The 26,965-nt window shown below is 44.0% G+C and carries 24 protein-coding genes; 9 read left to right on the forward strand and 15 right to left on the reverse strand.

Annotated elements, in window-relative coordinates:
* Positions 1–47 precede the first annotated feature (47 nt).
* Genes HCZ91_RS02020 through HCZ91_RS02030 form a run of 3 tightly spaced genes read left to right on the forward strand, consistent with a single transcriptional unit; the run spans position 48 to position 2,716 of the window.
* The gene (locus HCZ91_RS02020; RefSeq protein ID WP_179797740.1) at positions 48–1,373 is read left to right on the forward strand and encodes an XdhC/CoxI family protein; all 1,326 of its coding nucleotides are present in this window, start codon (positions 48–50) and stop codon (positions 1,371–1,373) included.
* Positions 1,370–2,092 carry a nucleotidyltransferase family protein gene (locus tag HCZ91_RS02025; protein WP_179797742.1) on the forward strand — a complete coding sequence of 241 codons (723 nt, stop codon included), beginning with the start codon at positions 1,370–1,372 and terminating at the stop codon, positions 2,090–2,092. Before HCZ91_RS02020 ends, HCZ91_RS02025 begins: the two co-directional genes overlap by 4 nt.
* A gap of 48 nt (positions 2,093–2,140) precedes the next feature.
* Positions 2,141–2,716, forward strand: a complete 576-nt coding sequence (locus HCZ91_RS02030; protein ID WP_179797744.1) for a GNAT family N-acetyltransferase — start codon at positions 2,141–2,143, stop codon at positions 2,714–2,716.
* A 19-nt stretch (positions 2,717–2,735) separates the two neighbouring features.
* Here HCZ91_RS02030 and HCZ91_RS02035 read toward each other — a convergent pair whose 3' ends face one another.
* The 6 genes from HCZ91_RS02035 to HCZ91_RS02060 form a co-directional block, all read right to left on the reverse strand.
* Positions 2,736–3,416 (reverse strand): histidine kinase, encoded by a 681-nt coding sequence (locus HCZ91_RS02035; protein ID WP_179797746.1) that lies wholly within the window; start codon positions 3,414–3,416, stop codon positions 2,736–2,738.
* 418 nt (positions 3,417–3,834) lie between these two features.
* Entirely contained in the window at positions 3,835–4,449 is a 615-nt protein-coding gene (locus HCZ91_RS02040; RefSeq protein ID WP_179797748.1) for a hypothetical protein, read from the reverse strand.
* A 140-nt stretch (positions 4,450–4,589) separates the two neighbouring features.
* Positions 4,590–5,213 (reverse strand): hypothetical protein, encoded by a 624-nt coding sequence (locus HCZ91_RS02045; protein ID WP_179797750.1) that lies wholly within the window; start codon positions 5,211–5,213, stop codon positions 4,590–4,592.
* 124 nt (positions 5,214–5,337) lie between these two features.
* Positions 5,338–6,087, reverse strand: coding sequence for a PhnD/SsuA/transferrin family substrate-binding protein (locus HCZ91_RS02050; protein WP_179797752.1), 750 nt, complete (start codon positions 6,085–6,087; stop codon positions 5,338–5,340).
* A gap of 3 nt (positions 6,088–6,090) precedes the next feature.
* Positions 6,091–6,585, reverse strand: coding sequence for a PAS domain-containing protein (locus HCZ91_RS02055; protein ID WP_179797753.1), 495 nt, complete (start codon positions 6,583–6,585; stop codon positions 6,091–6,093).
* Between the two features lie 177 nt (positions 6,586–6,762).
* Positions 6,763–7,125: a roadblock/LC7 domain-containing protein gene (locus HCZ91_RS02060; protein ID WP_179797756.1), complete on the reverse strand. Its 363-nt coding sequence runs from the start codon at positions 7,123–7,125 to the stop codon at positions 6,763–6,765.
* A 623-nt stretch (positions 7,126–7,748) separates the two neighbouring features.
* On the opposite strand from HCZ91_RS02060, the gene gdhA reads away from it, so the two are divergent.
* A complete protein-coding gene (gdhA, locus tag HCZ91_RS02065) occupies positions 7,749–9,095 on the forward strand; it encodes an NADP-specific glutamate dehydrogenase (RefSeq protein WP_179797758.1) in 1,347 nt (448 codons plus the stop codon).
* Between the two features lie 115 nt (positions 9,096–9,210).
* Here gdhA and hutI read toward each other — a convergent pair whose 3' ends face one another.
* From hutI to hutU, 4 genes are all read right to left on the reverse strand, one after another.
* Positions 9,211–10,494, reverse strand: a complete 1,284-nt coding sequence (gene hutI, locus HCZ91_RS02070) for an imidazolonepropionase (RefSeq protein ID WP_179797879.1) — start codon at positions 10,492–10,494, stop codon at positions 9,211–9,213.
* Between the two features lie 78 nt (positions 10,495–10,572).
* The gene (gene hutG / locus HCZ91_RS02075; RefSeq protein WP_179797760.1) at positions 10,573–11,616 is read right to left on the reverse strand and encodes a formimidoylglutamase; all 1,044 of its coding nucleotides are present in this window, start codon (positions 11,614–11,616) and stop codon (positions 10,573–10,575) included.
* A 27-nt stretch (positions 11,617–11,643) separates the two neighbouring features.
* Positions 11,644–13,206, reverse strand: a complete 1,563-nt coding sequence (hutH, locus tag HCZ91_RS02080) for a histidine ammonia-lyase (protein ID WP_179797761.1) — start codon at positions 13,204–13,206, stop codon at positions 11,644–11,646.
* A gap of 62 nt (positions 13,207–13,268) precedes the next feature.
* Positions 13,269–14,987 carry a urocanate hydratase gene (hutU, locus tag HCZ91_RS02085; RefSeq protein WP_179797776.1) on the reverse strand — a complete coding sequence of 573 codons (1,719 nt, stop codon included), beginning with the start codon at positions 14,985–14,987 and terminating at the stop codon, positions 13,269–13,271.
* Between the two features lie 382 nt (positions 14,988–15,369).
* On the opposite strand from hutU, the gene HCZ91_RS02090 reads away from it, so the two are divergent.
* The 4 genes from HCZ91_RS02090 to HCZ91_RS02105 all read left to right on the forward strand — a co-directional run bounded on the left by HCZ91_RS02090 (position 15,370) and on the right by HCZ91_RS02105 (position 18,976).
* Complete coding sequence (locus HCZ91_RS02090) at positions 15,370–16,125, forward strand: UTRA domain-containing protein (RefSeq protein WP_179797778.1); 756 nt, start codon at positions 15,370–15,372, stop codon at positions 16,123–16,125.
* Positions 16,126–16,578: 453 nt separating this feature from the next.
* A complete protein-coding gene (locus HCZ91_RS02095) occupies positions 16,579–17,415 on the forward strand; it encodes an amino acid ABC transporter substrate-binding protein (protein ID WP_057761253.1) in 837 nt (278 codons plus the stop codon).
* Positions 17,416–17,429: 14 nt separating this feature from the next.
* A complete protein-coding gene (locus tag HCZ91_RS02100; RefSeq protein WP_057762590.1) occupies positions 17,430–18,173 on the forward strand; it encodes an amino acid ABC transporter permease in 744 nt (247 codons plus the stop codon).
* A 59-nt stretch (positions 18,174–18,232) separates the two neighbouring features.
* Positions 18,233–18,976 carry an amino acid ABC transporter ATP-binding protein gene (locus HCZ91_RS02105; protein WP_057761251.1) on the forward strand — a complete coding sequence of 248 codons (744 nt, stop codon included), beginning with the start codon at positions 18,233–18,235 and terminating at the stop codon, positions 18,974–18,976.
* A 109-nt stretch (positions 18,977–19,085) separates the two neighbouring features.
* Here HCZ91_RS02105 and HCZ91_RS02110 read toward each other — a convergent pair whose 3' ends face one another.
* The 5 genes from HCZ91_RS02110 to HCZ91_RS02130 form a co-directional block, all read right to left on the reverse strand.
* Positions 19,086–20,039 carry an EamA family transporter gene (locus HCZ91_RS02110; RefSeq protein ID WP_179797780.1) on the reverse strand — a complete coding sequence of 318 codons (954 nt, stop codon included), beginning with the start codon at positions 20,037–20,039 and terminating at the stop codon, positions 19,086–19,088.
* 298 nt (positions 20,040–20,337) lie between these two features.
* The gene (locus HCZ91_RS02115; protein WP_179797782.1) at positions 20,338–21,072 is read right to left on the reverse strand and encodes a lysozyme inhibitor LprI family protein; all 735 of its coding nucleotides are present in this window, start codon (positions 21,070–21,072) and stop codon (positions 20,338–20,340) included.
* An 18-nt stretch (positions 21,073–21,090) separates the two neighbouring features.
* Positions 21,091–21,738 carry an aminodeoxychorismate/anthranilate synthase component II gene (locus tag HCZ91_RS02120; protein WP_179797784.1) on the reverse strand — a complete coding sequence of 216 codons (648 nt, stop codon included), beginning with the start codon at positions 21,736–21,738 and terminating at the stop codon, positions 21,091–21,093.
* 72 nt (positions 21,739–21,810) lie between these two features.
* Positions 21,811–23,229: an anthranilate synthase component I family protein gene (locus tag HCZ91_RS02125; protein WP_179797786.1), complete on the reverse strand. Its 1,419-nt coding sequence runs from the start codon at positions 23,227–23,229 to the stop codon at positions 21,811–21,813.
* A 114-nt stretch (positions 23,230–23,343) separates the two neighbouring features.
* Entirely contained in the window at positions 23,344–23,619 is a 276-nt protein-coding gene (locus HCZ91_RS02130; RefSeq protein ID WP_114700514.1) for a Trp family transcriptional regulator, read from the reverse strand.
* A 503-nt stretch (positions 23,620–24,122) separates the two neighbouring features.
* On the opposite strand from HCZ91_RS02130, the gene HCZ91_RS02135 reads away from it, so the two are divergent.
* Complete coding sequence (locus HCZ91_RS02135; protein ID WP_179797788.1) at positions 24,123–26,195, forward strand: TonB-dependent receptor; 2,073 nt, start codon at positions 24,123–24,125, stop codon at positions 26,193–26,195.
* The last annotated feature ends 770 nt before the right edge of the window (positions 26,196–26,965 follow it).

The raw sequence follows: 26,965 nt of genomic DNA on the forward strand, positions 1-26,965 counted from the left end.
GTATATTTCGTCATTATCAAAAAAATAACTACCAAATAAGAGGCGTTATGAATCAGGTCGCTGACATTCTTAAGCTGGCAATCAAAGTTAAGCAACAAGGTATTGATGCTGTATTGGCAACGGTCGTACGTACTGAAGGCTCAGCGTATCGCCGTGCTGGCGCGATGATGCTCATCTGTGAGGATGGTCGCTCAGTTGGGATGATTAGTGGTGGTTGCTTGGAGCCGCACATTATCAAACGTGCCTTTTGGCTTACTCGTAACGGTGCCAATGTGCAAGTTTATCAGACGGGTGATGACATTAAATATACTGACGATGGCCAAGCGCAAGCAGGTGCTAAAGAAACTAAGTCTGATATATATGATGGGCCAGATAACGATTTAAATGACGGTTTAGATGAAGCGGACTTTGATGAGCTGAATTTTGGATTGGGCTGTAATGGGCGAGTGCATGTATTGTTTGAGCGACTAACGACAGCAACGCCATTGCTAGAGACAATCCGTAATGTTCGACGTACTCAGCAGCCGATTACTGTAGCGACTTTGATTCGTGCTAACGACTATCAGCATCAAGGTTCTGTATCGCAAAACAGGGATAACTTGCAAATCGGGATGCGGATTAATTTAGATGAATACCGCAGTTTGGGAAGCGTTTCTGCACTAGGGAAGACAGCGTTTTCAAGCATACTTGCCAATACCGTAGAAGAGTTAGCAGAATATAAGCTGTCTGATAAAAATGCCGAATATGTGACGGTGGAAAACGGCAAGGTAACAACAGAGTGGCTCGTGCAACGCCTGCAACCACAATTGCGTCTATTGATTTGCGGGGCAGGTAACGACGTGATGCCACTAGTGACCATGGCTAAGCTACAAGATTGGCATGTGACGGTCGTAGACAGTCGCGCGCAATATGCGACGCGTATGCGGTTTCCTCAAGCGGACGTTGTGATGTCGCTATCTTTAGATGACAGTGAGACTTTGCTTAAGCTGAGCAATAACGCAGCAGTTGCTTTGATGTCACACAGCTTGAGTCAGGATCGCGATCGCTTAGCGACATTACTCAAGCATCCAGACAATTATAAATACTTAGGACAATTAGGGCCGCGCTATCGTACCGAACGCTTGATTAATGAAGTCAGCATGAATCTTAGCAATCCTGCTATGTTAGAAGCGGGCACTCATAAATTACATTATCCGATTGGTTATAAGCTGGGTGGAGATGGCCCTGACGCACTCGCGCTTGGCATTATGGCAGAGATTAATGCAGTCATGCATGATCAAAAAGCTCCAATAAATGGTTCACACAGTAATTTTTCAAATATCCCAGCGGTGAGTAGTGATACGGATGCCAATACTGTCCAGAGTGGCGTATGAGTAAGCGTGCATTTACAGAAGATGCTGAACATACAGAAAGTACTGAACAGCAGAGTCAAAATCATGCGGTCATTATCTTAGCAAGTGGCCTCAGTCAGCGTCTTGGTCAACCCAAGCAGCTACTCGTTAAGAATGGCGAGCCATTGATTATTTATATGACACGACTGGCAATAACGACCAATCCGCAAGCCATCGTCGTCGTCATTCCTGATAATCATCATTTGATTGCTAGTGCGATTACAGCGTTGGCCAATCAATATCCAACGGTTCAAATAGTGGTGAACTCACAAGCTGATACTGGTATGGCACATAGTTTACGTTTGGGTATTGAGACAATTGCTGCTTTTGAATCGACTTTAATCGAACGAGTGCTTATCATGGGAGTCGATCAAGTATTGTTAGATAAGCCACATTTAACGGCTTTGCTAGCGGGTAAGCAGACGGTAGTGGCCAGTCGCTATCACAGTTGGCAACGTTTAGAAAAACATCAATATCTGGATGAAACGGTAACTGATATCATAGGTCTACCTTTAACAATTAACTATAAACTGCTGAGACAGTGGCAGCCAGAGTTGATAGGAGATAAAGGGCTTCGTCACCTCATTAGAGGATTGCCCGCTGATCAAATAGGTGAGGTCGATAATGACCAACTTAGCTACGATATTGATACAGCGGAGCAGCTAGCTTATGCAAAACAACAAGGTTGGCTTGATAGCTAGCATGATTAATTTAATTTGTTTTGAACAGTATTCATTTTGAACAACGAAATGCGAGAGAATAAAATTATAAATACGATAGAAACCGAACGACTGTACCTCAGACAATGGCAAGCGAGCGACTTTGCGCCATTCGCTGAGATGAATGCTAATCCTGAAGTAATGGCATACTTTCCTAAGTTATTAACTACTTCGATGAGTAATACTATCGCTAAAAAATGCAAGTCGCTGATTGATGATAATGGGTGGGGTTTTTGGGCGGTGAGTCTAAAAGAGACAGATGCTTTTATCGGTATGGTTGGGTTAAATCATGCACATGCCGATATGCCGATTTCTCCAGCTGTCGAGATTGCTTGGCGACTGCATAACGATTATTGGGGATTAGGGTATGCGACAGAGGCGGCAAGGGCTTCATTGAGTTTTGCATTCGATACATTAGGACTAGATGAAGTTGTTGCCTTTACTGCCGTTATCAATAAGCGCTCACAATTGGTTATGGAGCACCTTGGTATGACCAATGCACAGGAGGATTTTTTTCACCCTATGCTTGAGTCTAACCATCGGCTCGCTGAGCATGTGCTATACAAAATGACTCGGCAGCAGTGGCAGGATACGGTGCTCACTTAGCTGCATTGACGGTTGTCTTTTACTCTGTTTGATTAATATTATCACGCGAAAACGTCAAAATATGTCCCTTAAACGGTAAGTCTAGGTAAGTAGTATTTTCAGGTTTTACATGCTTACTACTAAAGCCAAACTCAGTCATCTTGTTGGTTAGTTTGTTTTTGCGACCGCGACCAGGATCGACCACGATGACCTCGCAAGTTGGCATAGCATGACGGTCAATGAACTCAGCCAATATATCAATGTGTTGGTCTTCATAGAGCAAGTCACTGCCGATAATCATATCAAACTTGCCAAGATGGCTATTATCCTCTGCCCAATCTAAACGCTCAAAATTAATCTCTTTGTTATTATTCAATGTGGTATTTCTATCAAGGAAATACTCAACCGTTGGATGATAGTCAGTCGCTGTGATGTCTGCATGCCTATGATTCAGTAGCAGACTAGAGAGCGCCATACCGCAGCCAACTTCCAAGATACGTTTACCTGCAATATCATAATCGAGCATATGATTGGCCAGCACCAAGCTTGACGGCCATATCACCCCAAACATCGGCCAAGAAGCAGAGCATATGCCAAGGTTTAACGCTTCGTCGTCAGGGTCGCTAAATTGTTGATTGTCACGCAGGGTGCAAATATGAATGTCGGTATTGCCAATTTCAATCGTTTGATAACGCACGCGCACAGTGGTCAGCGAAGTCATAAACTGTCCTAAAAAATAAGCAAGAATGCAAGTTTTGGCAGGGGTTGCCGATTTCGGTAGGGTACGACGTTGGAAAAGATGATGAAAATATTGGAAGCTGTGTAGATGTTTGAATGGTTATGGGTTTATGGCAACTTAAGTCGTGGCAAGAAAATACTTAAGCGTGTGAGGAGAGTATGACCTAAATTCTGACAAGTTATTGTTAATTCTGAGAGTATTGTTATTGCTGCGTAGAATTGGCTGATATCAGAGAGTGATATAGATAAGAATGGTACGAACATTTTCGTATAAGCATAAGTAGTGCGCTTAATTTGAGCTAAGCGCACTGCTTATGCTCGCGTAAAAGATTGAGATTAGGTATCAAATCAGTTGATACAGTGGAATGAATTAAGCGAGTTAAATCAGTTAAGAAATCTCCTTAGTTAAGAAATCTCAATCCAGAGGTTTTGAGTGCCCATACCAGCTCTACAAAAGCGCGACTGTTGGTCAAAGGTTCACCATCGATGATGAGAACGTAGCCTGCATTATCTATCCATAAAAACACAAAGCTGGTCTCAGGAATGAGTAGGTCGACCTGCTGAAAAAACGAGATGGCTTGGCTTTCTACCGCCCATCCACGTTGCTTTTGGCGAAGCATAAATCCTGAAAAATCAGCGGCGGCGACACTGAGCATATCTGCTTCTTCTTGACTATAGCCCACTCGCGCTAAACAAAACCCTTCATCAGAGCCGATCGCGGCACGGCGTTTACCAGATAAGCTCGCCACGACATAAGGCAAAAACTGGTCCAATGGCAAGTTAGGCGCTGGTAAAAACAGCGACAGCTTTTCAATCCAACCTTGTTCGATAAAGCCTTGTAGCCATTGTTCAGAATAACGCTGAGGCCAGTCAGCAGCGAGCAGTGTCTGATCATAAGACAGCAAATCCTGTAATGCCAACTGCTCATCAGTTGGTTCGTTCTGTGAAAACGCCTCAAAAATACCAGCTGGCGTCAGGGTAAGATAGGTTTTATCAGCATTTAAGTAAGAGGACATAGTAACTACCATTATGATAAAAGTGATTAATAGGTGACAAATTAGGCTTTCATATCGTTGAGTTCAAATAATTTCGATACAAGGAAACCGAGCGTAAGTTATACATTAATATGCTTAGCGAGGATGACGACGTAGCGGATTTATATGGATTTGACTATAGTTTGATCGAGATGTTGTTGGCAGTTGTCCCAGCGTGCATCGAACTGCCAATCACTTCTACCCAAGCGAAACCATACTAGCGAAAATGCGAGACGATCATTGCGTGCAGTACAATGGGCAAAAAACTCGTTTTCGATTTGCTCAATCGTACCCCAGTCTTCGTTCTCACGCGCTTGCATCAGCTCAGTGGTGATGTCTTTAGCGATTTCTCGGGCATCGTCGCTGCTGATACGCAGTCGTTGCTTTTGCTCATTGAGAGAAGGAGATATCAGCACACTCCAACGAGTGGCCAACATACTATTGCGCTGGATGTATCTTTTCTTATCAATGCAATCGCGAAAGCCTTGCTGGACATGAGGATACAAACGATCTTTGATACGAGTAAATAGGTTGTTTACATCATATGGGATATCAAACCAGCACCCATAAAAAAAGTCCGCTACAGCACCTTGTAACGGCTCTTTCTCCGTCAACAGTAACGCTGCATTGATACGCTGCTCATGAAAGTGACGGTTATTGGGTGCCAAAAATACTTTACGAGAGTAAAACCGAAATACTCGGTGTGCGACTCTTTCGTTTTCTTTGATCAGGTCTGAATCAGACATAATAATACCCTCCTGTCATCGCTATTATTACGACGGTGCTTGCTTCAGTGATAATGATGTCATACGACAAACGATGACTTCATCTCGCAAAATAGCGCTTGATATCAATACAATGATTGAGCGATTAGTCCAATAACGTTTGCATCAAATCAATCATAAATTCGGCATCTTCTTCGCTCATTGGCTCAAATCCTTGAGGCATGCCCAGCTCAGACAATGCTTCTTTACCATCGTCATCGTTATGCAAATTGAGGATGGCTTCTAGGAAGATTTGCGCATCGGGAAAGTCTTCTTTAACAAGGAGTACATGACTGATATCAGCCAAGTCACTTTCGATAAGTACCGATAGCTGAGTCTTGGTCAAGCGTGAAAAGCTATGAAAAATCTCTGCCAAGAAAAACGCGACATGGGCTTCACCTTTGATGACTTTGCGGGCAGCCGCTTGATAGGTCTCGGTCACATCCCAGTTGAGATCAGACGCTTCTATATCGACGGCTTCTAGCAATCGCAAACCAATCAGTTTGACATCTCGGTTGTCAGCCATCGCGACAGTAGCCCCTGCTTGAATGTCTTCCAAACGGCTGATAGTGCTATTGGCAGCGGCTGCAATGATCATCTCGTCAGATTTACCGATAGGTCGCGCAATGGCTCGATAGCCTTGCTCTCGGATGAGAGTGGCTGCATCAAAAGGGTTGGCGTAAATAATTTGAATGTCACCAGCATCAATGACCTGCTCTTGCTCAGCGTGAGAGGTAGGAATATTGAGATGCATGTTTAAGTTGGCACGTTTTTGAATCAAGGTGTTGAACATGTGCCAGCCTGCAAAGCGATCAGGCGAAAAATCAGGGGCGATTAACATATTGTGTGTCGTCATGACTTAGCCTTCCTCATCTTGTTTCATTTGGGCATATTGAGTCATCGCCGCTTCAATTTTACTGCGTGATGGCTTACGGCGTACTGAAGTGTATCCTACAGTTTCGCCGCGACGCACGTTAGGCACCACAGTGGCATAGACCCAATAATGACTTCCGTCTTTGCATAAATTTTTGACATAGCCATGCCATTTTTGTCCAGACTCGGCAGTATTCCATAAGTCTTTATAGGCGGCTTTTGGCATATCAGGATGACGCAAAATATAGTGCTGTTGGCCAATTAATTCATCTACATGATAGCCACTGATTTCGACAAAGGCGTCGTTGACGTGAGTGATGATACCGTCGAGATTGGTACGCGAGACAATCAGCTTACCGTCTGGGTAGGGGCGCTCTATACCAGTATCATAGACAGTCCGTGAGGTGCCATCATGATAAGTCATTGTGATTTGCTCAGCAGGCATATCGGGTTTGTGTGCATTAGGGATTGGAGAGCCCATGGTTATCTCCTTCGTTGGTCGTTATGTAGTCAATCCTCTATAAATTGGATACGGTGTCAGCCTTGCTTAGTCTACTACTTGTAGTACTTTCACTCGGCTTTCTTGTATCCAAATTATATTGAACCGACTATGTTTATAGTAATTAAAAAGCTAATAAATTCGATAAGCAGTCGCCAATCAAATGAGCTTTGCCAACGCTTCTGAGGCGCGCTTAATATCTAGGAATATCAAGCCAAGCTTGGCATTGGGTTTTGCCATGATGGTAAGTACCGCTTCATCGCCTGATGAAGTCATGATGACGTAGCCTTTCTCGCCTTGAATCATAATGCGATCGATACCACCGCGTGCCAACTCGCGTCCTGCACGATCACCCAATGATAATAATGCGGCTGACATAGCACCCACGCGATCTTCATCCACGCCGGTTGGTAGAGCTGAAGCAATCATAAGACCATCGTTAGAGATTAGCGCAGATGCTTCAACATCTGCTGATGAACTGTTTAAGTCTTCCAATATCTGCTGAAATGAATCTGTACGCATATCGCTTTCTCTGTACTGGTGATTGGTTTTTTATTTATGAACTAATGAAGTTAGTCAAAAATATCCTTGTTTAAAGAAAGGTGTTATAAATCCTTACTAATAATATTGATATACATTTGCCCAATTAAAAGTAAATTTTTTGGACTTTTGTGCCTTTTGTCATCAAATCATTACCCCTTATCTTTATTTTTTCGAGGAAAATGGTGGTTTTTTATTATGTCTAATCGATGAGCGGTTGAAGACCTAGCAAGATCCTTGGTATTTTTTTTGAATAGAGGTATTCTTTGTAACTATAGATTAATGTCCACCATTGCTATCAAACGGAGCCGCTGGAATTTAGTTAATAAAAATCGCTTATAGATTCTTATGATGAAGATATTTACTAGACTTATAAGTCTCAAAAATGATATACAGTCATGAGGGGATAAATGTTGACACTTCTAAATGCGTTATAAAAATACAAATTGAGTCAGCTTTTTTGATCCTATCAGTCTCTATACATAATCTTGTATAGGGGCAATTTCAGTTTTACATCAACGTTTATAATCCTTTTGTTTACTCAATATATTGTAGCGTCGATGTAAATAATTACTATCACCAGTTTTATCCTAAGGAAGAAATACATGAGCATCAGTGAAGCCATCCAAAAAGTCGAAGCACGTTATGCCCATCAGCCCGAATTCATTCAAGCAGTAAAAGAGGTGGCAATTACGATTCAACCTTTATACGATGCGCATCCTGAATATAGTACGTTAAAGGTATTCGAGCGTTTGGTAGAGCCTGATCGGGTATTTGGCTTTCGTATCAATTGGGAAGATGATCAAGGCGTGGTACAAGTCAATCGTGGTTGGCGTGTGCAGTTTTGCAATGCTCTAGGCCCTTACAAAGGCGGTCTTAGATTCCATCCTACCGTCAATCAATCCGTATTGAAGTTCTTAGGCTTTGAGCAAATCTTTAAAAATGCCTTAACTGGCTTGCCTATTGGTGGCGGTAAAGGTGGGTCAGATTTTGATCCTAAAGGTAAAACAGACAGCGAGATACGTCGTTTTTGCTATGCCTTTATGCGTGAGCTACATCATTACGTGAGCAAAGACATGGATGTGCCTGCTGGTGACATCGGCGTCGGTGGTCGAGAAGTTAGCTATATGTTTGCGATGTATAAGAATTTAACGCGTGAATCAACAGGGGTTATCACTGGCAAAGGCGTGGGCTTTGGTGGCAGCTTGATGCGTACAGAGGCGACTGGCTACGGTGCAGTCTACTTCTTAGAAAATATGCTCATCGCTCAGAACGATACGCTTCAAGGCAAAAGGGTGCTGATATCAGGAGCAGGTAATGTCTCATTACATGCTGCCGAAAAAGTGAATGCGCTAGGTGGTATGGCAATAACTGTCTCTGATTCACAAGGGACGTTGCATGATGAAAATGGTCTCAATCAAGAAAAAATTGATTGGCTCAAAAAACAAAAGCAGCAAAACAAGCCTTTAGCAGAGTATGTTGATGTTTATGGTGGCGAGTGGCTTGCCAAACAGAAACCGTGGCAGTTTGAAGCTGATATTGCGATTCCATGCGCTACTCAAAATGAAGTCAATGAAGCTGATGCCAAATTATTGGTCGAAAATGGCGTGAAGTATGTGGTGGAAGGCGCTAATATGCCGCTCACTGCGGAAGCAATTGATTGTATCCGTTTGCACCGTGTTCATTATGCACCTGGTAAAGCTGCTAATGCGGGCGGGGTTGCGGTATCTGCGCTTGAAATGTCGCAAAACTCTGTCCGTCAATATCAAACCTTTGAGCAAGTCGATGAGCGTCTAAAAGGTATTATGAAAGATATCCACGACAGTGCTGCGAATGCTTCAGAACAATATGGTCAAACTGACAATGGGTATATCGATTATATGGCTGGTGCCAATATGGTTGGCTTCAAACGTGTGGCTGATGCGTTGGTTGCTTTTGGTATTTTGAACTAGTCTTACTTATAAGTGGTAAACAAGCCTTAGCGGTTGGTTCATACGGACAAATAGCAAAGCTCCAGTCACTGAATGATTGGGGCTTTTTTAATTGAGATAAACAAAGGTAGGTTGATTACAGTGTCTCGCGCCATTGTCCTTGAACCATAATGCCTTGGGTAGGATTTAGTCCCATCTGATAGGCCAAGTCAGCAGGACGAGCGATATCCCATAGCGCTAAATCAGCATCACAGCCCACTTCCACTTTTCCTTTGTTGGACAGCCCTAACGCTTGTGCTGCATAAACGGTTGAGCCTGCCAGTACTTCTTCAGGCGTGAGGTAAAACAGTGTGCAGCCCATATTCATCGTCAATAACAGCGACGTCAACGGTGAGGTGCCAGGATTACAATCGGTTGAAATTGCCATAGGAACTTTGTGTTTGCGCAAGGCTTTAATTGGCGGCAACTTAGTGTCACGTAGTGTATAAAACGCCCCAGGTAATATCACGGCAACCGTATTGCTAGCGGCCATTTTTTTGATGTCTTCTTCTGACAAATGCTCTAGATGATCGCTCGATAGCCCTTTATATTCAGCAACTAAGGCACTACCACCTATATCGGACAGCTGCTCAGAGTGCAGTTTGACTGGTAGATCTAATGAGCGCGCGACCTCAAACACTCGTCTGATTTGCTCTGTGCTAAAGGCGATGTTTTCACAAAACCCATCGACCGCATCGACCAAGCCCTCTGCATGCAGAATGGGTAGCCACTCGCAGACTTGCTCAATATAGTCATCTGCATGGTCTTTGTAATCAGTGGGTAGGGCATGCGCTGCTAGATAAGTGGTGCTCACATGAATGTCGTATTTTTCTCCCAGTTGACGAGCGACCCTAAGCATTTTGCGCTCCGTGTCTAAGTCCAAGCCATAGCCAGACTTGATTTCGATACTGGTAACTCCTTCTTTCATAAGTGCGACTAGGCGTTTTTCACTTTGGGAAAATAGCGATTCAATACTGGCCGCGCGGGTCGCGCTCACGGTTGCGACAATACCGCCGCCTTGCGTAGCAATGTCTTGATAACTGGCACCTTGCAAACGCGCTTCGAATTCATTGCTGCGGTTGCCGCCATAAACGATATGCGTATGACAATCGATGAGCCCAGGCGTTATCCATTTACCATCGACGTCTATGACTTGATTTTCTTGATAATGAGGCAGATGAGTAGCGGTTTGCTCCTGTGCCCCAATCCAAGCAATCTTGCCGTTTTTAATACCGATAGCCGCGTTCTCTAACTGACCGTATGGGATATTATTAGCATCTGAATTATCGTAAATATCGAAACCATAGTTCGCTGAAAACGTCGCAATGTTGGCATTGATAATGAGTTGATCAAACGATGTCATAGTAGACTCGTCTAGCATCTGTTCTGTAGAGTTTTTCGATACGGAGTTCTTTAATTCATTCATAATATGCTCCTAATTATTGGGAGGCTAATGTTTTTAAGCGCTAAGTAAATGCTGCTCTACAATAGTCGCTAGTAAGCGAGCAGCAACTTTGCAGCTACGACTATCAACGTCAAAAGTAGGGTTAATCTCAGCAATGTCGACCGTTTTTACTTTGCCTGATGCCATGATGGTTTTGACCATGCGCTCAACGAAACCTAGTTCAATGCCGTAAGCGGCAGGTGCGCTCACACCCGGCACGACACTAGATGGCAAGCAGTCCATATCGACGGTTAAATATACGATATCGACCTGACCTACAAAGCTTTTGACCCGCTCAGCAAGTATATCCCAAGGCTGATAATGACAGTCTTCATCACTAATGACCTGTACGCCCAACTGCTCGGCACGATCGAAAAGCGCCGCCGTATTAGAAAAGCGACTGACGCCAATACAGCAATAGTGAAAAGGCTGATCGTGTGCGTCAAGATGCTCGGCAATCTGGCGAAACGGTGTACCAGAGGTCGCTACATCAGACTGACGAATATCAAGATGAGCATCAAAATTAATAATTCCGATAGTAGGCGTGACATCTGCATTTTTTTGACTTTCTAGAGCCTGCCATAATCCTAAAAAGCTACCATAAGCGATGGCATGACCGCCACCAAGTCCGATGGGCAAACCACCTTGCTTGACAATAGTACTCACTGCATCAGCATATTTGAGCTGAGCTTGCTCAAGGGTGCTCTCGGCAAAGTCGTCATTATCATCACAATGAATGTCACCAGCATCACCCAATAAGGTTGATAATTGACTATCAGAACGTTGTTGTAAATCAGCGATGACTGGCAGCGTAGCAAATGCTCGACGAATCAATGACGGTGCAGCTCTAGCACCCACGCGGCCTTGATTGCGTCTGACGCCTTGATCACAGGCAAAGCCAATTAGCCCAATATGTTGAGCCTCATAAGGCTGAGCAAGCTGATACCAATAACGGGCGCGCGTAGTCTCAAATGGCTCTTCACGTCCTATCCACTGGGTCATATCAGCAGGTGTATGGCTAATGTGAGTGGTAGTCGTTGTTGTTCTCGCTATTGTCATCGCTTTTCTCCGTTCGCACACTAATCTTTATTTAGACTCGTACCAATCGATGCGTAGTGACTGCCAATGTTCAGCAAGCGTACCGTTTAATACCAACTGCTTAGCTGCTTCAATATCAGGTGCGAGGTAGCGATCTTTATCATAGAAAGTCACTTTTTCACGTAGTTTTTGATGCGCTACTGACAGAGGCTCTGATGTCTCGAGTCCTCGATGGAAGTCAATGCCTTGACCAGCAGCCAATAGCTCAATGCCAATGATGGTGGCGGTGTTTTGCGCCATCTCGTATAGGCGGCGTGCGCAATAGGTGGCCATAGATACATGGTCTTCTTGGTTGGCAGAAGTTGGAATGCTATCGACGCTACCGGGATGAGCGATAGATTTATTTTCTGAGGCCAGTGCTGCGGCGGTCACATGAGCAATCATGAAGCCTGAGTTTACCCCAGCATTATCCACTAAGAATGGCGGTAAGCCACCTGATAGAGTCGCGTCGATCAACAAAGCGACACGGCGCTCAGACATCGAGCCAATCTCAGCGATTGCCAAGGCTAAAATATCCGCGGCAAAAGCGACTGGCTCAGCATGGAAGTTACCACCCGATATGGCGACAGGGCCATCCTCATTATTAAAGATAAGTGGATTGTCAGTTACTGCATTGGATTCAATTAATAAGGTTTTTCCTGCTTGGTTGATGATATCAAGACAGGCACCCATGACTTGCGGCTGACAACGCAGGCAGTAAGGGTCTTGCACTCTATCGTCTTGCTCACCATCATGTGAGGCACGAATAGCGCTACCTTTGATTAATTGACGGTGTGCTTTGGCGATTTCGATTTGACCATGATGGCCACGTACTTCGTGAATACGCGCATCAAATGGTGAGTCTGATCCTTTGGCAGCATCAATTGATAGTGAGCCGACAATAGTGGCGGTCTCAAGTAAATCACGCGCTAAGAAATAACCACGTAATGCTAGAGCAGTTGAGACTTGCGTACCGTTAATCAGTGCAAGGCCTTCTTTGGCTGCAAGAGTAATAGGCTCAAGTCCATGCTGTGCTAGAGCGTCAGCAGCAGGTACTTTTTTGCCAGCAACAAACACATCGCCTTCACCCATCATCGCAAGTGTCATATGTGATAATGGCGCTAAGTCACCAGATGCGCCAACTGAACCTTTGGCTGGGATATTGGGTGTGATTTGATTGTTGATTAAGGCCAGTAGGCTGTCTACCACCTCGCGGCGTACACCAGAGACACCTTGCGCCAGACTGGCGACTTTCATGACCATAATTAATCGAACTACACCGTCTGGCAACGCTTCACCAGTGCCCACTGAGTGAGAAACGATTAGGTTACGCTGAAGTAGCTCAAGCTGATCATCACTGATACGTGTCTTAGCAAGTAGGCCAAAACCAGTATTGATACCATAAGCGCTTTTGTCTCGTGCAATGATGGTACGTACATCTTCGTGCGATGCATCTATCGCTTCATAAGCACTCTCAGGCAGTGTCAATACGACAGGCTGCTCGTAGATATTACGTAGCATCTCAAAGCTAAGCTGGCGAGGGTGTAGGGTTAGTTGTTTGATGTTGCTCATAAGGGTAATCCTAGTTGCATAGTTATCTGGCTATTTATTTTTATAAAGTAAAATGATTCGAATTATTTGATCATTGGCAAATTTAGACCATAGTCTTTCGCTGTTTTAATCGCCAACTCATAACCTGCATCTGCATGACGCATGACGCCTGAGCCGCAATCATTGACAAGCACGCGTGACAATCTTTTGGCTGCGGCGTCAGTACCATCCGCGACGATGACCATGCCTGAGTGCTGCGAGTAGCCCATGCCGACACCTCCGCCATGATGCAGTGATACCCACGTCGCGCCACCAGCGACATTGAGCATGCCGTTTAATAATGCCCAGTCAGATACCGCATCTGAGCCGTCTTTCATGCTTTCTGTTTCGCGGTTTGGACTGGCAACAGAACCCGTGTCTAAGTGATCACGACCAATAACGATCGGGCCTTTTAGCTCGCCGTTTTTGACCATTTCATTAAATGCCAAACCTGCTTTGTCACGTTCACCAAGCCCTAACCAGCAGATACGGGCAGGCAAACCTTGGAATTGAATACGTTCCTTTGCCATATCTAACCAGCGATGGATATGTTTATTTTCAGGGAATAGCTCTTTAATTTTTTGATCAGTCTTATAGATATCTTCTGGATCACCTGATAACGCTACCCAGCGGAATGGGCCTTTACCTTGGCAAAATAGCGGACGAATATACGCAGGGACAAAACCTGGGAAGTTAAAGGCATCTTTGACCCCTTCATCAAAAGCGACCTGACGGATGTTATTACCGTAATCAGTCGCTGGAATGTCCATCGCTTGCAAGTCTAAAATCGCTTGTACATGTACCGCACAAGATTGAGCAGCGGCTTTGGTCAGTGCTGCATGTTGCTCTGGATCTTCTTGGGCGGCTTTCCATTCCTCTACCGTCCAGCCGCTTGGTAGATAGCCATTGATTAAGTCATGCGCTGAGGTTTGATCGGTGACCAAATCAGGCTTCATACCGCCAGCGTTAGCACGCTTGACCATCTCAGGCAAGGTATCTGCGGCATTACCAAGTAGGGCGATAGAGACGGCTTCACCAGCGTCCGTATGTTGTTTGATTAACTCATAAGCGTGGTCAAGATTGTCCGCTTGCTTATCGACATAACCCGTGCGCAAACGGAAATCGATGCTAGACTGCTGACACTCGATGTTTAATGAAGTCGCCCCCGCAAAAGTCGCGGCTAGTGGCTGCGCGCCGCCCATACCGCCCAGACCAGCGGTTAAAATCCAACGACCCGCCCAGCTACCGTCATAATGCTGACGACCCGCTTCCACAAAAGTCTCATACGTACCTTGGACGATGCCTTGCGTGCCGATATAAATCCAGCTACCAGCAGTCATTTGACCGTACATAAACAGGTCTTTGCGATCCAACTCGTTGAAGTGCTCCCACGTTGCCCAACGCGGTACAAGGTTGGAGTTGGCAATCAATACGCGTGGTGCGTTTTCGTGTGTTTGAAACACGCCGACTGGCTTACCAGACTGTACTAGCAACGTCTCATCATCTTCTAATTCTTTTAATGACTCTAAGATTTGATCATAGCTTTCCCAGTTACGGGCTGCGCGTCCGATACCACCGTAGACGACCAGACTTTTTGGGTTTTCTGCCACATCAGGATGCAGGTTGTTTTGCAGCATGCGATAAGGGGCTTCGGTCAGCCAGTTTTTGCAATGTAGCGTGCTACCGGTAGGCGCAGCAATATTACGGCTCTCATCGCGGCGAGTCAGCTTAGTTTCTTTGTTGGTTCCGTTGTCAGTAGTCATGATCATATCCTTGTGATAGCGAATAGGGCGATAAAGTCATCAAAGTAAGTGTCTTACAGTCAGTCTAGATATTCATTTACTAAGTATTTATCTACTAAGCATTCATCTAAATTCATAGAAATATCGAATCGATAAAACAAATTTTCTAGCACCGCTGTAAAGTTGTATATACAAATTATCAAAGATGCTTTTTTCATGCAAGGTTTTTTTTCATGAGCTGATTATTTTTGTTATTCATTTAGCCAATTTAGATAACATCGAGTGAGTTGAACAATCCCCTAGTCAATACTGAACGCTCAGACATTTTGACTAAGGCTTGCACGGTGGTCTCGTGATATTATGTGGTCATTCCTATTAGCAAAACTGACGGTCAAAGGCGGATATGACAAAGACGATTCCGGCGTATCAACGCATAAAAAACGCCATACTAGACAATATTCATTCTGGTAAGTGGCAAGCGGGTAATGCGATTTCGACAGAAATGGCACTGGCTGAAGAATTTGGTGTGTCACGAATGACGGTCAACCGTGCGCTAAAAGAGCTGAGCGAGGAGCGGGTGTTAGAGCGTCGACAAGGGTCGGGCACGTTTGTCGCGCAGCAGCAGTTTAATCATACCTTTGTTGAGGTACGCAACATCGCTGAGGATTTAAAGTCTGCCAATCGTGATTATGAGGCACAGGTCGTCAGCAAGCGCGCCGTGACTGCTGCTATGCTCGATAATGAGTTGCGTCGTAAGTTTGGTATTGATGAAGAGTCTGTGCCTGCTAATACAAGCGCTCAGACAGATGCTAGTGATGAAGCTGTCCTGTATGAAGTAAAAATTATTCACTTTGCCGATGGTCAGCCCATACAGTTTGAAGAACGTTGGGTCGATGCTAAAAAAGTGCCGAAGTTTATCGACCAGGATTTTAGTGTGGTCAATACCAGTGATTACTTGATTGCCAAAAGTCCTCTAGAGAGTGGCAGCTATACCATCCGAGCATTGGCAGCGCCAGATGAGATTGCTGAGTTTTTGCAAATTGCGCCGCAGTCACCAACGCTTGTGTTGCGTCGACAGACCTATTCGGCTGGTCAGGTCGTTACCTTTGTAAAAATGTGGCATGCGGGTGATCGCTATCAGTTCTCAGGCGAGTTGTAGCAGATATAGTCAAGCCTATATAAATCCGCTACATCGTCATCCTCGCTAAGCATACCAATGTATAACTTGCACTCGGTTTCCTTGTATCGAAATTATATTGAACTGACTATAGCTTAAGCTTACGTATGCTCACTGATTGTGTACGTTTTTCTGTCTAAAGTGAGATACTATATCCATAAGTTGCTATTTAATAAGATAGCAATTGGTGTTAATTAAACTTGTCAGAATATTTGAACAATCGTTAAAAATTAAAATATAATATAGAAACAGTATTGAAAAATAGCCCAAATAGCCTCAAATCGGGCAACCAAAGCCGAATATCATAGAGGAGCTTATATTGTTCTTCTGTATCGGCTTGTCCTATTCATTAGCACCGTATATTTTATTAGTGCTGTGTGTCTTATTAGCATTATGCGTTTTTACTTTATTCATTCACTCTTATAAGGACGTCTTATGAAACGTCGTACTCTTTTAGCCCTTGCCGCCAGCACTATGTTCCTTGCCGCTTGTGGTCAATCTACTACCAACGAAGCCGATACCAGTGCAACTGACAGCGCTGCAACAGGCGGTTCTGATTTGCTACAACGTATCAACAACGGCGGCACCATCAACGTTGGTACAGAGGGTACTTATCCTCCGTTCACATACCATGATGAGAGCGGCAAACTAACGGGTTATGATGTTGAAGTAACGCGTGCAGTAGCTGATAAACTGGGCGTAGACGTTGAGTTTAAAGAAACCCAATGGGATGCGATGCTGGCTGGTTTGGATTCAAAACGTTTTGATATGGTGGCTAACCAAGTTAGTTTGACCACGCCTGAGCGTAAAGCAAAGTATGACAAAGCAATGGCTTATAGCTGGTCAGGTGCGGTTGTATTGGCACCTACTGATGACAACCGTTATAGCTCGTGGGAAGGTCTAAAAGGTCTACGTACTGCGCAATCACTTAGCAGTAACTACGGTGAGCTTGCAGAGCGTTACGGTGCAGAGATCGTTCCTGTCGATGGTATGGCGCAAGCGATTCAATTAGTAAAGCAAGATCGTGCTGACTTTACGATGAATGACAATCTGGCGGTATTGGATTATCTAAAGAAATTCCCAGATTCTGATCTTGAGATCAAACTGACTGCACCTGCTAGTGAGTTACGTGGTTCAGGCCTAGTGCTTATCAAAGGTGATGATGAAGTTGTAGCGAAACTGGATGAAGCAATGGCTGAATTGGCGGCTGAAGGCACGCTAACCAAGCTTAGCGAACAGTTCTTTGGTGCTGATATAAGTCAACAAAAATAATGTCAGTTTCTATCATGTCAGCTTCTGTAATGTCTACATCATGGTTCGCAGACTTATTGGCAGTATTGCCATTTATGAGTCCTGATCGAGCGCAGATTGTCATCTCGTCGTTTTGGCCAATGCTCAAAGGCGGTATCTATTATTCGATACCGCTGGCATTGATCTCATTTGCGATTGGTATGGCCATTGCACTGACAGTGGCATTGATTCGTATCATTCCGCGTGCCACTTGGTTCCATGAAATCATCTATCGGCTCGCTCGCGTCTATGTGTCCGCGATTCGCGGTACACCGATGCTGGTTCAGCTGTTTATTATTTTCTATGGTCTGCCAAGTGTCGGGGTGAAGCTTGATCCCTTTCCCTCAGCGATTATCGCGTTCTCACTGAACATCGGTGCTTATGCATCGGAGACAGTGCGTGCTTCGATTTTGTCAATACCAAAAGGGCAGTGGGAAGCAGGCTCGACGGTTGGTTTGACGTATCTACAGACTTTTCGTCATGTGATTTTACCGCAGGCGCTTCGAGTATCGGTGCCGCCGTTGTCTAATACCTTTATCAGTCTGGTAAAAGATACCTCACTTGCCTCACTGGTACTGGTCACTGAGCTATTCAAACAAGCGCAGATTATCACAGCTCGTAACTATGAGTTTATGCTGGTCTATACCGAAGCGGCAATTATCTACTGGGGTATCTGTCTGTTCTTGACCTTTATCCAAGGCAAGCTTGAAACTAGGCTAGATCGTTATGTGGCAAAATAAGCTACGTAGTAAAATAAATTATGGCTCAATAGACACGCCCTAGCCCAACAGGAATTTTTATGATCAAAGTCACTAATATTCATAAAGCCTTCGGTGGCAATCAGGTGCTAAAAGGCATCGACTTGACCATTAATAAAGGCAAAGTAGTCGTAATATTAGGACCTTCAGGATCGGGTAAAACCACCTTTTTGCGTTGTTTAAATGCGTTAGAGATTCCTGACCAAGGTGTGATTGCTTTTGATGACGATAGCTTAAGTGTCGACTTTGCAACTAAGCCAAGCAAAAAAACGCTACTAGCTTTACAGCGTAAGTCAGGTATGGTGTTTCAGTCTTATAACTTGTTTCCACATAAGACAGCCATTGAAAACTTGATGCTTGGGCCTACGGTCGTACAAGGGCAGAGCAAAGCGCAAGCCCGTGAGCAGGCATTGGTACTACTGGAGAAAGTTGGACTGTCGGACAAAGCAGATCTGTATCCGTTTCAGCTATCTGGTGGTCAACAGCAGCGTATTGGTATTGCTCGTGCGCTTGCTATTGAACCGTCATTGTTACTATTTGATGAGCCAACCTCTGCGCTTGATCCAGAGTTGGTGCAAGATGTGCTAGAGACAATGAAGCAGCTCGCCTCCGAAGGTTGGACGATGGTCGTAGTGACTCACGAAATCAACTTTGCCCGCGACGTTGCCGATCATGTTGTACTGATTGAAGATGGTCATGTGGTTGAAGAAGGCAGTGCCAAGCAGCTGTTTGAGGACTCAAAACATCCTCGTACACAGGCATTTCTGCAACGTATTGAGCAGTAAAAACGTTTGTTTTTGCGTAAGCGATAAAAAAAGCCCCAATCATGATGCTATGGTTGGGGCTTTTTTTATCGAAATAAATGGGACGTATCTTAAATGGACAGACAGTAAACTATGCCCTTTGTCGTTGCTTTAACCAGCGAGGTACACGAGTAGCAGTACCATTTAATACAGCATTTAACAAAGCCGCCAGCAAAATAAGCGCCACGCCCAAATATTGAATCCAAGACAAAGATTGATGCAGTAATAGCATCGCGAGCGCAATCGCAGTCAATGGCTCGAAAATCGTAAATACCGATGCACGAGTGGCGGGCAGTTTCTCTAGTGCCTTCATATATAGCCCAAATGGCACGACGGTTCCCAATAATGATAATCCTAAAACATAGCCCCAAGTCATTAAGGGCAGACTCAATAGCTGATCATAAGTGTTATAGGTCTCAGGCAAGAGCAGTAGTACGCCAGCACTAATGATAATGGAAGTGAAAAATACCAGAGGGGCAGGGTGAGCGTAATGCATCGCGCGCTTGCCCAGTACACCATATAACGAATAGCACATCCCTGCTGACAGACCGAGTAAAATTCCCCAGTTAACTTTTGCTTGCTCACCTAACATGGTTAAGCCTACGCCAAACACCGCCATCAATGCTAGTAAAACTGATTTGCGAGTAATGGACTCACTCAGTAAGAATTTTGAGAACAATAAGCTAAATACGGGTGCGGTATAGAGTAAGGCAACGGCAGGGCCGGCACCAACGTAGCTTACCGCAAAAAAATAGCAGACCGACATGCCAAGGACACCTATCAACGACTGCATCGCCAAACCAAACCACTGTTTTGGCTGTAATTTGATAAGGTGTGGCCATAGTTTTGGTAGCATGGCTAAGATGATAAAGGCTGCCGTGACGATGCGTAATATCGTTACCTGCCAACCACTAAATCCAATTTGGTTTAGGTAAGTCGAGAATATACCCAACGTGCCCCAGCAAATAGCAGCCGTAATGATTTGAATGGTGCCTAGCCATGATTGATGCGAATGGTTCGTCATTCCGTTGTCGATATTTGCCATACTGTTTTCTTCTTACGATCTAAGTGACACAAGATGTTGTAAGATTGCTGTTGATACAATCTCTCCAAACAATACTGAAATAAGAAAAGACAACCTGATTAAAGGCTGTCTTTTGTTTGTTCTTTTGAGTCTATCACTAAAAGATAATAAGTGGCTACTAGGTCGTATGATAAATTCAATCAATAGTTATTCAAATGGCTAAAAAATGGCTAGCGTTTGCTAAATAACCTAAGTAATATCGAATTATTAACTCATATCATATTCGTGTTCGCGTCATTTTTTCTTTCTACAGTCTCTGTTAATCAATCCATAAAAAGAATGTTTGCTCTCGGAGAGCATTTCGCTGAATAAAGCACACTTTTTCCAATTGGGTTCTTGGTAAATGATCCGTATCAGCCCCGCAGTTTTTTGAGCGCTGTTTTATCCACTGAGTCTGCTCTTTTTGAAGATTAGCCGCCATATCCTCACCGTACAGGCGTCTGACTTCATTTCGCGTTACTCTGTAGCTTTCATTCAATGCTTTATCAGACGTGTTATATATCTGATCAACCAAATCAGCTTGTGAGGCTAATGGCAGATAAGTCTCGTTTTCTTTGTAGGTGGCACTATAGGTATCGACTGTCCATTTACTTCTTATAGATATCTCATGGTTCGAGGTATCTATAAACCCATCAAAATCTTCGCCCTCAAAGGTATAACCCTGAAATCGACACGGGGTCACGCCATCTTTACATAAGCTATGCTTGGTTTCCGCAGAGTAGTATTTGACAGCGTAGGGCGACTTACTAGATTCTGGTGTTGTCTGCAATAGTCGTCCTAAATCGGGAGCGACCAGTAGCATATTGTTGCAAGTAACGCTTCCTTCTGCACATCTCTCATAAAGGTTAAGACGTTGACCTTGGATGTCCATGCCCATGGTAAAGTTTGCCTGTACAGGTGCTACAGCCGAACTGACAGAGGTCATTAGCATTAAGCTTGAGAGCAATGTAGTACGTCTGAGTAAGCTGGAGGTATTTAGGCTTGAGCTAGACATGGAGACGGCCATATAGGTTTATACCTGTAGCAAAAAGTTACCTAGCAATCGCTTAGCGCCTTCAGTGGCAAACGACTCAGGATGAAACTGTACGCCTTGGATTGGGTACTCTTTATGCGCCAGTCCCATAATCTCATCACCAGTCAATGCTGACTCAGCAAAGCTCAATTCAGCACAGCTATCATTGGCGACTACTGAGGTAATCGTCAGACAGCTTGGGATGGTGTCGGCTTTTACCACCAGTGAGTGATAGCGCATGATCTCAAGCTCTTGTGGTAAGCCTTGATAGATACCTGAATTATCATGGCGAATCGATGAGACTTTGCCATGCATCGGCACACTAGCGCGTACCACATCACCGCCAAATACATGAGCAATACCTTGCATACCCAAGCAAACGCCTAGTAGCGGCACAGTTTTGCCTAGTGTTTCAATGACCTCGCTACAGATACCAAAGTACGCGGGATCGTCAGGGGAGCCAGGGCCAGGTGAAATGATAATTCTATCAAGATTCATCGCTTGCACATCTGCTAGGGTGATTTCGTTATTGCGTTTAACGATGACGCTGGCCTCTTTATCACTGTCTAAGGTTTGCAAAATCTCACCCACATATTGGTAGAGATTGAAGGTAAACGAGTCGTAGTTATCGATAATTAAAACATTCATGGGTCATAAACTCTTTTGTAAAAATAGTGCTAGGTAAAATATGGTCAATGTACACAGTACTTCTGGTAGCAATTATGATTGCATAAAGCTGTCCAACACAACTTTCATCGCCGACAGTTTACGCTGAATCTCTAAGTACTCATCGGCTGGGTTTGAGTCGTAAACGTTACCACCGCAAGTTTGAGCGTAGGCAGACTCGCCATTGATAAACAGACTGCGAATAGGAATGGCAAAGATACAATCACCATTAAAATTGAACGAGCCTAATGCACCGCCATAAGCACCGCGACCATCAGGCTCTAGCTCGTTGATGACTTTGATGGCTTCTACCTTGGGCGCGCCTGATAGTGTCCCAGCAGGGAAGTTACTGGCAAGGGCACTAAACATATCTTCGTTAGGATGCAAGATACCAACGATTTCAGAAGAGATATGCTGCACGTGAGAGAAGCGTTTGATATCCATTAAGCTACGTACTTTTACTGTACCAAATCGAGCCACACGGCCAATATCATTACGATGTAGGTCGACTAGCATGTTGTGCTCGGCAATCTCTTTGTCATCGTTGAGCAAGGCGCGGGCAAGCTTACGGTCTTCGATTACGTCCGCACCGCGCTTGGCAGTCCCTGCGAGCGGATAGGTTTCCATTTCACCCTGACGCAAGCGGAATAGCAGCTCAGGAGAAGCGCCAATGATGCACTGCTGAGCAAATTTCATAAAATACATATGCGGTGATGGATTGACGGCACGTAGCTTTTCATAAATCGGCATTTTGTCACCGGCAATACGATATTTAGATTTAAAGCCTACCTCGCACTGAAAAATACGCCCAGCGATGATGTCTTCTTTGACTTGCATGACGACATTGGCATGCTCTTCTTGGCTCATACCATCACCTAAAAATTCAACTTTAGGCGCTTCATAGCTAGGCGTTGGCTCATCGAGTAGGGCTTTGATTTGCTCGATGCGGTTTTCTTGTTGAGCAGTTGGGTAATAAAAATAAAAGATTTCCCCAGTCATCTTATCTAGGGTCAACCCATCTAAATACACGCCAAACTTAAATGGCTCAAAGTCTTCACTGGCTTTTGCATTAAGGCTAGGTTCAAAGAAGTTCACGCAGTCATAACCTAAATACCCGACCAGACCACCGCTTTGATCACGAGCGATGACATGCTGCGGCGTTATATCACGCAGTAGCTGATAAGGGTTGTCGGTCTGATAATGGTTGGTTTCAGCAGTTTTATTATCGGTAATCGCAAGCGTGTTGCGGTCTAATGCGGCGATAGTCGTCACAGGATCAAAGCCAATCGCATGATGGCGCGAGATGTGGCTGTCTTCACCTAATGATTCGAGCAAATAGCAGGTATCAAACGCGCTTTCAATACGTTTGAATAATGCAAAAAAATCGATATCTTGCGTCAGTTTGATGCGTTGTGGTTTGCTCGGGATATCGATAGGAGCAGGTTTGGTCTGTGTGCGAGTGCTAGAGGTCATAACAAAGTCCGAAATGGTTCAAATATGTGTTGATTAATAAGCGTTGACTAATAAGTGTCGATTAATAAGTATAGGTTTCGTCAGTAAAAAGCTAGATAGTATCGTCGTTAGAGTCTAAGAGCAGTCTCTATGAGTAGCCAGTAACGCGCTGACATCGTGGCTTTGCTTGGCCTTGGCACCACGAGAGACAGTGGCAATACCAACACCTAGTTGCTCTGAGATATCACGTTGGGTGATGCCACGATCTAGCAAGTCAAAAATGCGAATACGATTGGCAATGTCATGCTGTTCTTTATCCGTCAGCAGGGCACTGAGCAGCTTTTCGATATCTGCGCTATCAGTACAGTTGGTCAAATGTTTCACTAAGCTCTGATAAGGATCGGTAGTCATAATAGGTAATCTTAGCCAAAGAAAATAGATAGCTCGCTCATCGAGCAATTTTTCGCTGAGAACTATCTTGTTTCAGTATTCTAGTACAGTAGTACAAGAAAAACAAGTCATGAGCTAAGTTAATAACAGACTGCTATAAACGTGATGAGTTCCTATGCTTGACTACATATAGCCTTAATGCATAGCTAGAATTATATTGAAGGATTATCTTATAACCAGTATCGAAGCATTTTTGCGCTTTGTCAGCATATTAAAAGCTAAAATTGAGGATTTATTATATTAATTATTGCCAAATTGTTAATACTTCGTTATTATGCCTCTCATTATTTAAACGCTAATCATTATCATTAATATTAATCATGTTATTCGCACAATAGGCTTAAGCGTTTTCAAGATATTCCATCTTCTGGTAGGCACTATTTTAAGGGTTGTTTGACGACAGCCTTTAAAAATAATTCTAAACATTCTAATTTCTGACAGTAAACAAAGTGAGTAAATGTGTTATGCGCGAAGTAAAGTTATCTAGTCAATTGACAGTATTGTCTATCGGTGTCGCCGCTGTATTGTGGACGCAAGCTGCCAGCGCTGCAACGGCAGCAGATATGCCAAACACGACATTACAGACTATCACTGTAACAGCGAATAGCTCAGTACGTGACGCTGTACAAGAAGACTCTGTCTACATAGATGACTACACCCCAGCTGCACAAGCCAGCCATTTGAGTGATTTTCTGGACGTTGTACCAGGGGTAAGCGTGGGCGGTACTTCATCGGTCAACCAACGTATTCGTGTACGTGGTCTTGATGATACCAACCTAAAAGTAACAATTGATGGCGCACGTCAAGAAGGCGCATTGTTCTACCATATGGGTGATGTCACTATTGATCCAGATCTGCTAAAACAAGCAGAAGTATCAGTCGGCAATAACTCAGTGACGCTAGGCAATGATGCTATCGGCGGTGCGGTTGCTTTTGAGACAGTCGACGCGGCAGATTTACTTAAGCCAGGTCAAAAGGTAGGTGCTAAGCTGCATACAGGTTATGCTAGCAACAATGATGAACTGCTAACTTCAGCCACTGTGTATGGTGCGCCAACAGAAAATATTGATTTACTGGCTTATTATGGCAAACGCAATGCGGACGCTGGTGAAGACGGTAAAGGCCGTAAAATCCAAACGGAAGATAGCGAAGGCGAAAACATTCTATTAAAAGCCGGTGCTTATGTCGGTAGTGACCATCATGTAGGCGCTAGCTTTAGCCGTACCGAAAACAAAGGCAAGTTCCCATTACGTCCAGATTTTCCTGCTGGTGGCTGGAACCCAATCATCCCGCAGGAAGTCAAACGCGATACCTATGCGCTTGACTACGCTTACAGTCCTGCCAACCAATTGGTCAATGTAGACGCCAATGTATATCAGACCAGCACGCAGATTTTGCGTAACTCTGATGGCGTACCTGGGTTTGAGTTTGATGCAGAAGTCAAAACCATAGGCGGCAAAGTACAGAACACCAGTATCGTTGATAGCACTATTATCAACGGTGTGCCAGGGGTTCATAAGTTAATCGCTGGGGTTGAGCATTACAAAAAAGAATCTGAGATGGCGCGCGATTTTGGCAAGGCGAGCACCGATGAGGCGACCAACACTTCAGTCTATCTGGAAGACCAATGGCAAATGGGCAAGCTTAGTTTAACGCCAGGCGTCCGTTATGACCGTTATGAATCTCCAGAGTATGTATCGGCTGGCAAGACTTACGACAATGTCGTTGGCGCATTAGCTGCTAGCTATGAGATTGCACCGCGCACCCAGCTATTTGCAAGCTATACTCAGTTATTTAATGGTCCAGATCTTAGCCAAACGATTTTTAACACTGATGGCGCTGATACGTATGTGAACAATGACCTAAAAGCAGAAGAAGGTGACAATGCAGAAGTCGGTATTGCTACAACGCTGCGTGGTCTGACTATGGCTGATGACTCTTTAAAATTAAGTGCTAAGTACTTTGAAACCAATATCGAAAACTATATTGAGTTCGTACGTGCAGGCAATGGTAGAGTTGGTTTAGATTGTGCAACTGGACAATTAAACGGTAGCTGCCAAGGTGTCATTAATAATGACGAAGATTTCAAAATCAAAGGCGTAGAGCTATCAGCCGATTATCGCGCAGATAACTTCAACATGGGTCTAAGCTATGCTCGTGCGCGTAGCAAAGGCGAGGATACGGGTTATAATATCTCTTCTGTCAGTGGTAGTGGCTCTGAGTCTGGCGATAAGTACATGGTCAACCTAGGTTACGCTCCAACCAATACTACTGAGCTTGGCTGGCGCAGTACTTATGTCGCCGATGTGACACCGAATACCGCTGGTGATGACAACGAAAAACCAGGCTATGACGTGCACGATATCTTCATGACTTACACGCCAACTCAAATCGAAGGTTTGAAGGCCACGCTAGGTGTATACAATATCTTTGATGAGACTTATGCAAGCCATGCATCACGTAACTCTATCGATGATGACTATACTGATTTTGAAATGGGACGTAATATTAAAACGTCTTTAACTTATCAGTTCTAATCTAGCTTATCGAATTTCAGTCTAATCGTACTTATAAAGTCAGCTGTCTTATACGGGAGCTGGCTTTTTTTACGAGATTTTTGAGAGTGCAGTTTATTTAAGAGTAGATGTTAAGTTGCTCGTTTGGTAGAAGGTGAGGCTACCGTATAAATAGCATATGAGTTAAATCGTATGCGAGTCGTATGCGAGCACTATGCCAATACTCTAAACAACAGCGAGCTATCATCGAAGCTCATTTATATATCTCAAATTATCAGGAAATAAGTGTGAATGAATATGGGCATAGAGTAATCAAACGTCGAAATTTTGAATCTGACGCATAATGTTTCTAACTGGCCGAACTATCATATTGGAATATCGACAAGGTTTGACAGGGTAGCGCTTATACAACTGAAACTATCAGGCATTTCTATAAATATATTAAGCATTAATTAAACCGTTAACTGAACTAGAAATAAGAATGCAAACATTAATGATAATAATTATCATTAATGTTTGCATTCTTATATGTATCTTGCTAAAGTGTGTTTCGTTCATTACAGAACAGTTAATGGCTCTTTGCTCTATTCCATTTATAGAGACTTTTTAAACTAAATATTTAATTCGTTGACTAATGACAGTTACAGCGTCATCAAACTTTTAACCCTACTCAGTACATACCCTTATTCGTTTACTCTCAATAGCTAAGCCTCTTGGCGATATTTTAGTCATGTTTTTATAACACATATATTTACGGACACGTCTATCCGACAATCGTATGTCAATTTTAG

It is taken from the genome of Psychrobacter sp. BI730 (assembly GCF_013414195.1).
In the GTDB taxonomy this organism is placed as follows: Bacteria; Pseudomonadota; Gammaproteobacteria; order Pseudomonadales; family Moraxellaceae; genus Psychrobacter.